This is a genomic window from Streptococcus massiliensis DSM 18628, assembly GCF_000380065.1.
Lineage (GTDB): Bacteria > Bacillota > Bacilli > Lactobacillales > Streptococcaceae > Streptococcus > Streptococcus massiliensis.
Window position 1 is genome coordinate 1 of record NZ_KB904421.1, and the last position, 7,363, is coordinate 7,363.

3 protein-coding genes and 1 pseudogene are annotated in these 7,363 nt (G+C 38.5%); 1 reads left to right on the plus strand and 3 read right to left on the minus strand.

Annotated features, from left to right (window positions below; genetic code table 11):
• The 3 genes and pseudogenes from A3I3_RS11330 to A3I3_RS0108635 form a co-directional block, all read right to left on the minus strand.
• Positions 1–163: pseudogene (locus tag A3I3_RS11330) on the minus strand (IS1182 family transposase); the annotation flags it as partial.
• A gap of 107 nt (positions 164–270) precedes the next feature.
• On the minus strand, positions 271–849 hold the full coding sequence (locus A3I3_RS0108630) for a TetR/AcrR family transcriptional regulator (protein ID WP_018372312.1): 579 nt from the start codon (positions 847–849) through the stop codon (positions 271–273).
• A gap of 477 nt (positions 850–1,326) precedes the next feature.
• Entirely contained in the window at positions 1,327–1,848 is a 522-nt protein-coding gene (locus A3I3_RS0108635) for a biotin transporter BioY (RefSeq protein WP_018372313.1), read from the minus strand.
• A 495-nt stretch (positions 1,849–2,343) separates the two neighbouring features.
• Here A3I3_RS0108635 and A3I3_RS0108640 point away from each other — a divergent pair, with 495 nt between their 5' ends.
• Complete coding sequence (locus tag A3I3_RS0108640; RefSeq protein ID WP_018372314.1) at positions 2,344–7,212, plus strand: Cna B-type domain-containing protein; 4,869 nt, start codon at positions 2,344–2,346, stop codon at positions 7,210–7,212.
• The last annotated feature ends 151 nt before the right edge of the window (positions 7,213–7,363 follow it).

Consider the following 7,363-nt stretch of genomic DNA (forward strand, 5'->3'; position numbering starts at 1 on the left):
GGTGATAAGACGGGCGACCAAAGGCATGATAGAAGGCGTGGAAGTGACAATCCTCCAAAGTATTCACCACTTTTTCAATCGTAAAGACGAGATGGTCTTGTGGCAAGAAAGAACTGATTTCTAGTGGTAAAGTTGTTTGATTTGTGTTATAGTGAATATGCATGGGATAGCCTTTCTAAATGGTTTATTGTGCAATTCTATTTTACCAAGACTATCGCAACCATGCAAAAAAGCAACGGATTTGCCGTTGCTTTTTTTGGAGATAAGGGACTATTGTCCCAGGCTCTTTTCTTGTAGGATCATATAGTCTTGAAGAGATATTGTTGTTAATAGGAGAAAAGTTTTTTTAAACTCTTCAGGAGGTGTAGGATTTTCCTTGCGAATCCAAGCTTCAATAAAAGCGATAATTATGTTGGTAATGATATAGGTCATATCCGCTTCACTAAAATGAAATGCCTTACTATAGTGAACATTTTGCAAAACCCATTTTGAGTAAGTATTTCGCAGAAATTCAATCCATCCAGGATCTGCTTGAGTTACAAAAAGCGTCCGGATCATCTCTCTATGCTCATAGATCGAAGGGATGGCATAATCAGCAAAGCACTTGATCGGATTTCCAGTCTGACTTGAACAGTGGCTACTAAAAATCTGAAAAATATGTTGATCGGTTTTTTCGTGGATATAGTTGATAATATCATCAAAGTTATTAAAATGTTTTTGATAAATAGCTTGCCTTGAAATACCAGCTTCTTTGGCAATATCGCTCATGGTAAAAGAGCTACACTGGGGATTTTGATTAGCAAGCGATATAAAAGCAGAAACGATAGAGTCTCGAGTATCTCTAGTCATAAGCTTCCTCCTTTTCATTTAAGGATATATTGAGCAGTTCTTGTTTTAATATAAAATAAAATGTGACATTTCGAAAGAGACTGCCTATGAAGATGCAGGTATTTTCACAATATTTATATGCATTTATACTATAACACTGTATTCTTCTACTAAAAAAATATACCATAAAATCCAAAATAAATCTAGATAAGTATGCAAAAAATTCTACTTTAAAAGCAGAATTTATCCTATATTTTCGGAAGGAATGGTCAGATTACTTAGTTTTCATAGTAGAGATAATATCGTAGGTTTAAGAGATGATTTTCTACAGTTATACAAAAAATATCAGCATAAATTTTTATGGAATTAAAGGGCGTGACCGAATCCTTAACAAGAAAGCAAGATAAGATGAAAAAGCTCTAGGTATGTGTGATGCATAACTAGAGTTTTTTTGATACTAGTTGATAAAACCTGAGAGGCCAACACAGTGTCCACTTTTTATAGTGAAAAGTAGGGTCCTCTCTTTAGACGTTGGAGTAGTGGTTTACTGATCATGGTGATCGCAATAATTTTACCAAAATCAGGGAGGATAAAAGGAAGAACGCCGACTGTGATGGCTTGCTGGAAACTCATGCCTGCCAAGAAGTGTAGTCCCATAACGCCACCGACAAATACAAGACTATCTCCTAGGAGATTTGCGAGAAAGATGCGTACGAGTCCATAGTTACTGTGTGTGAGGTAGGAAGTCGTCGCAGCATACAGGAGGTCAAACCAGAGGTAGCCAGCACTCGGTCCAATCAAAGCATGAAATCCAGCACCACCTCCAGCAAAAACTGGTAAACCAATGGCTCCTAGGAGCAGGTAGAGGGCAACGGAGAAAACGGCCTCCCTAGGTCTAAATACAGTAGCAATGAGTCCAATTGCAAAATTCTGGAGCGTAAATGGAACAGGACCAATCGGGAGACTGATTTGGGCTAGAACAGCTATCAGTTCAGCATTGATAGCAGAAAGAGCGTACATATGAGCTTTTTTTAAATTAGTTAACCTCTTTCTATTTTTACAGTAACTATTATACTAAGTTCTTTTTAAAAGTCAACCAAAGTTAAAAAACAAGGTAACAGATTTATTTCGCCTGATTTGTAAGATTGAGGATTTGCATTTGCAGCTATCAACTATACAAAAAAAGAATAAAAGTAGATTAAACCCCGCCATAAATTGACAAGATGTAAACATTTTTCTTTGAAAAACAATAGATTTGATCAGCATGATTGTCAAAATATAGTATAATATTGTTGAATGGTATTTTGCAAGATTTCATTCGTAAGTCTAGTAAGAAATCCTACAGAAGATTAAATTAAATAGCTATTTGAGCGGTATCGCTAACCAAATCAAAAAAACGAACGCAGCTATCACACAGACATTCTTGTGATAAATATTGCAATTGAAAGGGGTGTTGCCTACTGGTAAGAAGCGACATACTTCTCAATTAATTTAATCAAATAGAAAGGATTTTTTATGAATAAACTAAAGAAAGTACTAGGTTTTCTAGTATTCCCTCTTTTGCTCTTGATGATGTTCTTCCCGACAGGTGAAGCACAGGCGGCAACTGACGTTACCAATAAAGCCCATTTCGAGGATTTGAAGATTACCGTAGCTTCTACAGGAAGTGAGACGGAGGCTATTATTGGTGAGAGCACAAAGGACGTGGCTCTGAAGTTCTCGGGTAAGTTTTCGTTTCCAGGTGTAATGGCCGACGAAATCAAGGAGGGGGACTACTTTATACAAAAGGTTCCTGACAACTTGACTTTGAAGGATCAGACCATAGACTTGATAGATACGACTGTAAATCCGAGCAAGAAAATGGGAACTGTGGAGGTTGACAACGCTAATCACCAGCTGAAATTCATCTTCAATGATGGGATAAAGGGCAAGCAAAATATCCGTGGGGATTTTGTTGCGCAGGCAGTTGAGACGATGACAAAAGACAAGAAACAAGTCACCTATGTCATACCGGGTGGTAAAACGACTACCATTAATTATGTCATAAAGAAGTATGAACAATCCACGATTGAAGGAGAAGTTCTTACAAAGTATGGTGAAAATCATAAAAGTGATGCGAAAGCCTATTTTGAAATGAAAATCAACCGTTCCAAGACAGATATGGGCAATTCTGTGGTGAAAATCACAGATGACATGTCTAAAGGAGCCATCGCCAACTACATAGAATCTGAATTCAACCTATATGAAGCAGAATATGTGACGACAGATACCAATTCTTCCGGTCTTAAAAAGGTAGGTGATAGATATGAAATCACAACGGATCCTGCTGTCTACCAAGCGGATTCAGACCACAAAGCCTTGCTGACCTATACCAAAGGTAAGCGCGGATTTGAGTTGCTCATGCCGACCAATATGGGGACCAAGAGTTTTTATTTGAAGTACTGGGTTAAATCACCAGCAGATACTTCAACCATTACCAATACAGCCCAGTACCTGATTGACAATCAGCCGCAACTGGTTTGGAAAAAATATGGCAAAGAAGTCGGCACGAAAGATTCAGTAACTTACAACCTAAAAACGGTTAAGGCTGTGGGAGCGACAGCCACTGCTGATATTGCTGGTAAAATCAAGATTGTCAAGTATGATGAAGCTGATGCGACTGTTAAGTTGAAAGATGTTAAATTTGACATCATTGATAAAGCGACTAATAAAGTAGTTGATACCGTGGTAACGGATGAAAACGGAATTGCCCTTTCAAAGGCTCTCAGTGATGGTAAATATATCGTTAAGGAGAAGGTTGCTAAAGTAGGTTATCAGCTAATTAGCGAAAAGTTTGAAGTGGAGTTAAAAGGTGGACAAGGTGTTCCCCTCAATATCTCTAACAAACGTGTAACAGTTGATTTTGAAGCGACCAAGACATGGGTAAACGGAAAAGCGACTGACTACAAAGAAGTTAAGCTTGGCTTGTATGTCCACAAGAAAGGCCAAACTGTTGCGGATGCAAAACCTGTCTCAGGGAACTATACTCCTGAAGTGACAGAGTCCAATGGTGTTTACACTTACAATTGGAAAAATCAACTACCTAAGTACGATGTCGATGGAACAACGGAATTAGTTTATTCTGTTCGCGAACTTCAAGACCAGACAGACCTTCCTTTGCAAGAAGGAGAGAAAGTCAAAGTTGGAGAGAATAACTATGTCGTATCTTATAATGCAGATAAGACCCAAGTAACCAATACTTATGAAGTTCCAAAGATAAAAGTTACGGCTAATAAAGTCTGGGTTGGCGGTCAGGAACGTGTTCGTCCAACATTTTACTTCAAATTGTACCGTACACCAGAAGGTGGAGCGATTGAAGAAGTGGCTGGTGTTGAGAAGAAAGACGTTCCAAAAACAAATGGAACTGTAGAATGGACTGACCTTCCTGCGACAGATGAGCACGGTGTGAAGTACACTTATAGTGTGATGGAAGTCGATGAAGATGGCAATCTCATTGTAGATACGATAGACGGCTATACTCCTAGCCAAACAGGTCCTCTTACTATCACCAATACTTATAGCACTTCACCAGCTAAGGCTGTTATTGAAGCTAAGAAAGAACTGAAAGGTCGTCCAACAGAGCTTCAAGAAAATGAATTTGAATTCACTTTGACTGATACTAAAGATAATAGTGTTAAAGAAACTGTGAAGAATGGCCAAGACGGAAGTGTTAAGTTCTCAGAATTGACATTTGATAAAGCAGGAACCTATAACTACACAATCACTGAAACAAATGGTGGTCAAACCATTAATGGTGTGACCTACGATGGTAGAAAAGTACCGGTCACAGTACGTGTTGTAGATGATGGAAAAGGTAAGCTGGTTGCATCAGTAATGTATTATCCTATTACTGCTGTAGCACTTCCTGCTGTTAACTTCGGTTCTCTAGATCTTGGTCTCAATATTGGATCACTAGGTCTCAACACAGCTACTGATATTGGAATTCAGACATTCACCAATACTTATAAGCCTGCTAACGCGAAAGTTCCTGTTTCGGCAACCAAATCATTCATCAATAAGAACACTGATAAACCAATTCAGCTTAAAGGCGGTGAATTCGAATTTGCCTTGTTTGAGAAAAATGGTACAGATCCAATTCAAACAACAACAAATGATGCAACTGGAAACATTAAGTTTGAAGATTTAGAATTCAATAAAGCTGACACTTATCATTACACCATCGTTGAAAAGAATGCTGGGACAACTGATAAAGGAATCACATATTCTAATAAGACTATCGAAGTAACGATCAAAGTTGTTGACAACGGTAAGGGAGCTCTTGAAGCAACTGTTACCTATGACAATAACGACAGCACTTTCGAAAACACCTATAAGGCTGAAAATGCCAAAGCTGTTCTTGAAGTAGATAAGAAACTAAGCAATCGCAATCTCGAAGCTGACATGTTCGAATTTACATTGACAGACCAAGTTGGTAACGTTGAAAAAGCGAAGAATGGTGCTGACGGAAAAGTTAAATTCTCAAAGTTGACATTTGATGAAGTAGGTACTTACACTTACACCATCAAGGAAGTAAAAGCTGGCACAACGGAGAATGGTATCACCTACGATGCCAAGACCGTCACAGCTAAAGTAACTGTAACCGATGATGGTCAAGGTAAATTGCATGCAACGGTTGAATACAGCAGTGATGCAAGTGATGGTAGCACAAGTTTCACTAATGTTTACACACCAGCTAAAACACAGGTTCCAGTGAAGAAATTTTGGAATGATGGCGAGAACCAAGATGGCAAACGTCCAGAGTCTATTACTGTTAAACTACTAGCAGATGGCCAAGACACAGGTAAGACCCTTGAACTCAATAAAGAGAACAACTGGTCAGGAAGCTTCACAGATCTTGATGTGAACAAAGCTGGTAAAGCGATTAAGTACACTATCGAAGAAGTCGCAGTCGCAGAATATGAATCTAAGGTAACAGGAGATGCGACAACTGGTTTCACTATTACCAATAGCTACACACCAGGCAAGACTCAAGTACCAGTGAAGAAAGTATGGAACGATGCCGATAACCAAGACGGCAAACGTCCAGATTCTATCACCGTTAAACTCATTGCCGATGGTCAAGACACAGGTAAGACGCTTGAACTCAATAAAGAGAACAACTGGTCAGGAAGCTTCACAGATCTTGATGTGAACAAAGCTGGTAAAGCGATTAAGTACACTATCGAAGAAGTCGCAGTCGCAGAATATGAATCTAAGGTAACAGGAGATGCAACTTCAGGTTTCACCATCACTAACAGCTACACACCAGATACAGTTGATATTAAAGTGACTAAAAACTGGGATGACGCTAACAACCAAGATGGCATACGTCCAGCTAAGATTACAATCAATCTTTTAGCGGACGGTGTGAAAGTAGATTCGAAAGAAGTTCAAGCTGCTCAAGATGGTACTTGGTCTGTTGAATTTACAAAACTTGCAAAATATAAAAACGTTAATGGCGAAGTAACAGAGATTAAATATTCTGTGACAGAAGAAGCAGTCGCAGGATATAAATCTTCAATTGACAACTTTGCTATTACTAATAGTCATGATCCAGAAAAAATTGATATTTCTGGAATGAAAGTTTGGAATGATAATAATGACCAAGACGGTAAACGTCCAACTAAGATTACAGTTCAAGTCCTTAAAGGCGAACAAGTAGTTTCAGAGATGGAAGTGTCTGCAGAAACTGGTTGGAAGTTCGAATTTAAAGGTCTTCCTAAGTATGAGAATGGTCAAGTAATTGAGTACAAAGTCAAAGAAGTTGCTGTGACTGAATACGAAACTACAATTACTACAGATAAAGATGGTAAATATACTATTACAAATACTCTTACACCAGCTAAGACTGATGTCAAAGGTCAAAAGATATGGGATGATGCCAACAACAAAGACGGTATCCGTCCAAACTCAATTATTGTTAAACTATTGAAAAACGGAGTAGATACAGGTAAAATAGCCACTGCTTCAGAAGCAACCGGATGGAAGTATGAATTTACAGGTCTTGATCGTTATCAAGATGGTGGTAAAGAGATTGTTTATACAGTTAAAGAAGCATATGTTCCTACTGATTATACTTCTGAAGTAATTGGAAATAACATTGTAAACCACCATAAGCCAAAGGATCCAGAACCAAACAAACCGCAGGATCCTAAACCAAATGAACCACAGGATCCAGAACCAAACAAACCACAGGATCCTAAACCAAATGAACCAGGAAAACCAGGTCCAAAACCTCAACTTCCTAACACTGGTGAAAAAGCATCTAACGCAGCAGTAGTTGCAGGACTTGCTTTGATGGCAGTGACTGGTGGATTGTACTTTGTAAGCCGTAAAAATAAATAATCTCTAAAAGAGAGTTAATTTTCAGTTAGTTCTTAGGAAGTAATTGGAAAGGAAATGAGCCTGGGACAATAGTCCCTTATCTCCAAAAAAAGCAACGGCAAATCCGTTGCTTTTTTGCATGGTTGCGATAGTCTTGGTAAAATAGAATTGC

Excerpts from the sequence above, each read along its gene's own strand:
- A3I3_RS0108635 (WP_018372313.1), bottom strand. The coding sequence starts at position 1,848 with ATGTACGCTCTTTCTGCTATCAATGCTGAACTGATAGCTGTTCTAGCC.
- A3I3_RS0108630 (WP_018372312.1), bottom strand. The coding sequence starts at position 849 with ATGACTAGAGATACTCGAGACTCTATCGTTTCTGCTTTTATATCGCTT.
- A3I3_RS0108640 (WP_018372314.1), top strand. The coding sequence starts at position 2,344 with ATGAATAAACTAAAGAAAGTACTAGGTTTTCTAGTATTCCCTCTTTTG.